Here is a 3,129-nt window from a genome sequence, read left to right as displayed (position 1 = left end):
CCAATTACAAGTCTTTGAGATTTTTCGCTTTACCAGGAAGCTCTCGAAGTCCTTTTAGTTCAGTAGGCACCTTACGCACCTGTGGCTTTTCTTTAGTCACAGGTTTTTCTATTTCTGTAGCCTTCTCTACAGGAGCTGGCTCATCTAATTTCGGCTCAACCACAGTAACCTCTGTGCTGGTTTCCTCAACTCTCTTCAAGTAAGCCGAACTAAAATCAATGCTATTGATCTGAGCAATTGAATATTGATTCTCTGAGGCCTACACCTCGCCAACCCCCAATATAACCATTCCCGCGGTAACAACCACAACCACCACTGAGCAAAATGTGTTGCGTATGTTTGGCTAGGTTACAGATTGCTACAGATTGCCATCCACCAGAATTACGTACCTCTAGCACAATGGTTAGCTGGTATGGAAAAATGTTGGAAAGGTTGCTAATTCAAAACACGATAGAGTAACCGAATGAAAGCTGGCGTAAATTTAGTGCTAAATGTAAGAGTAAGGTAGCTATAAAGGCGCTGCGTGAGTAGCTTGCAATCCATGAAATAGCAGAGATTACCGCCTCATCAGCCTGATTGATCAACTCCGAACGGAGGCGAACTTTTTTCGAGATCTATGAGATCCAAGGTGTCGTCCTACCAGAGGACGAGTGGAGTAAGTAAGGATGAGACCATGGATATAAGCTGGCTATGCCAGAGTATTGTTGGTTCTCGCTCACATACCAACACGGTCATTGAGTACTGAAAATGAGCTTTGCATATAGCGTATTGCCCATACCTGCAGGGAGCCAACTTATGGTAAGCGTCGCTTCCGTGATGTGCTAGAGAAGTCAGGATACTTTACTTGTGTCGCACGTCTTTGTCGATTGATACGCATCATGGGAATAGACACGATCTATCCAAAACCTCGCCTCAGCAAGAAAGGCAAAGGAACAGCACTCTAAAATATGATAATCGCGCGCCACCGAGGGCTGTATATTATGGCGAGATTGAAGTCCAAAGCTACGAAACAATGCGTGATCGAGATGCCAAGACCAAAGCCTTTTTCAATGAATAGAACGACCAAAGCATCAAGGCCAGGACATGAGCCCTGTAGAGAAATACCTGGTTAAGGCCGGTTTATTTCAACTGTAGACTTATTCAACCGCACGGCCACTACATCCCGAATCACTTTGCTCTGTGTTTTTTTGATGATTTAAAAGCTCAAGGGCCATCGCGTTCAGCGATGCCACTAGAGTGAAACCCTCAGTGGGGGCAGCACTGTCCATCGATTAGGATGTACCGAAATCAAAGATTATGAGTTCATAATAGTTATCTTGGCTAAGGCCCAGCATTATGCGATCCGGCTTAATTTGCACAGTTCAGAATGATCGCTTTATCCGAAGCTGCTGAGCCCTGTAAAATTTACGCTGCTATATGCTAGAAAGCATCGGGCCGAAATAAATGCCTTTGAACAAGAGTTTTAAGAGTAATCCCAACACGCCATACCATCACAATTACATGAATTCCTTGTGACTACTCACATTGTAAATTGCAAGATATTGGGATGCTATAGAGTTGCTAACTACTCTAGCTTCGCTCATAAAATTTTCGCGTATGGCCACTTGGCTCGCTCCCCTTATTAAGGCGCTTGAGCGGCATTTCACGGTTTAGCATTGAATCATAAGCTTTGTAAACAGAGCCAAACACACTTGTTCCAAGTGTGTCCTTTAATCTGTAACATTGCCCCCTCTTCATCTTAACCTCTTCATCTCTATCCTATCGGGGAGATCATTCAGACAACAAGCATGCATGACCAAGACAAGGTCATAATACTCAACTACTCGACTGATCCAATACAACTCACTCGCAACGATACAAGCGATCCTAGCCTATTTCATACGCTCTTCAGGAGAATCCTTCCACATGAGCAAAGCCTTAAAAACGTCAGCTATGCCTTTAGTTCTGTGCGCGTCTCGCTCCACATCAATCGCAGCCTTAGCTTCATCACAATCAACTCCCGCATCTTGATGCATCGCGACCAGTTTAGCTCTCAATTCATCGTCACCAAAAAGTAGCCGCATTTTAGCAACCTGCGCATACCCACGCAAAGTGTCGATTTTATCTTTCAGCGTGCGCCACTCATCTCCCAGATCTGAGTTCATAGTCTCTTCGAACCTAATCATACTCTCATGGATAGTTTCATCCAGATCAATAAGCTGCTGGGCTCTAAGATCGGGACTTAGAGCTAGATCATTTTTAAGTTCCTCCGCGACCGACTTCAATTTAGCATTCATCACTCTTGAACATAACATGCTACACCCAGCATCGACCACACAAAAGCACACTCATCATCATGTGGATGAAGTATAATTGAGTCATTTATGAGTCCCGCTCATTAATTATTGTGCCTTTTTTCGTAAGCACTACTTGAAATCTGTGCGATTTACCCGTATTACGCGACAAGTTCTCTCACACAGACATAAATACAATGAGCGCATCATCCTGTTCCTTATGCCACTTTTGGAATTCCTCCATCGGCAAAAAATTCGTAGTGGCCATTACTGGCCTCATCCTCGTCGGCTTCCTTGCGGGTCATCTTAGCGGCAACCTCCTCATGTTTGTGGGGGCTGAAGCCTTCAATGAGTACGCTGAATTCCTTCATCAAATGCTCCATGGCGCAGGTGTATGGATTGCACGTATTGTGCTTCTCACTTCACTCGTTCTCCACGTAGTAGCTACTATCCAGCTTACTATTGCCAACCGCAAGTCTAAGGAAAAGCGCTATGAGTGCGGCACCACAGTCAAGGCCTCGAAGGCCTCCCGCGTAATGATCTGGTCAGGCCTCACTATTATTGCATTCGTGATCTTCCACATCCTCCACTACACAGTGCGAATTGACTCAAGACTTGCTGAATTAGGTAACAATGGTGATGCATACTTAATGGTCATAGAAGGGTTTAAGAGTATTCCAGTGAGTGCATTCTACATTATTGCAGTTTCACTTCTCTGCAACCACCTCAGCCACGGTTTCTCCTCAATTTTCCAGACTCTCGGCCTTCGCACCAAAAAGAATGCAGCTCTTATCGATTGTACTGCTAAAGCATACACTCTCTTCATCTGGGTTGGTTTCGTTTCAATCCCCGTGTC

At 44.7% G+C, this 3,129-nt stretch carries 3 protein-coding genes; 1 reads left to right on the top strand and 2 read right to left on the bottom strand.

Features of this window, described 5'->3' with window-relative positions; genetic code table 11:
• Positions 1-4 precede the first annotated feature (4 nt).
• Together ABGY95_RS08075 and ABGY95_RS08070 are read right to left on the bottom strand one after the other, a co-directional pair.
• On the bottom strand, positions 5-199 hold the full coding sequence (locus tag ABGY95_RS08075; protein WP_347441176.1) for a hypothetical protein: 195 nt from the start codon (positions 197-199) through the stop codon (positions 5-7).
• A 1,672-nt stretch (positions 200-1,871) separates the two neighbouring features.
• Complete coding sequence (locus ABGY95_RS08070; RefSeq protein WP_347441175.1) at positions 1,872-2,276, bottom strand: hypothetical protein; 405 nt, start codon at positions 2,274-2,276, stop codon at positions 1,872-1,874.
• A gap of 194 nt (positions 2,277-2,470) precedes the next feature.
• Here ABGY95_RS08070 and ABGY95_RS08065 point away from each other — a divergent pair.
• Positions 2,471-3,129, top strand: a 659-nt coding sequence (locus ABGY95_RS08065) for a succinate dehydrogenase cytochrome b subunit (protein ID WP_347441174.1), incomplete at its 3' end; no start/stop codon positions are given.

This window comes from Rubritalea sp., assembly GCF_039830215.1.
Lineage (GTDB): Bacteria > Verrucomicrobiota > Verrucomicrobiia > Verrucomicrobiales > Akkermansiaceae > Rubritalea.
The sequence above is the reverse complement of the archived record's forward strand: the minus strand, read 5'-3'. Positions and strand labels throughout refer to the sequence as shown.

What these genes read in the sequence shown, in the direction of transcription:
- ABGY95_RS08070 (WP_347441175.1), bottom strand. Translation starts at nt 2,276, where the DNA reads ATGAATGCTAAATTGAAGTCGGTCGCGGAGGAACTTAAAAATGATCTA.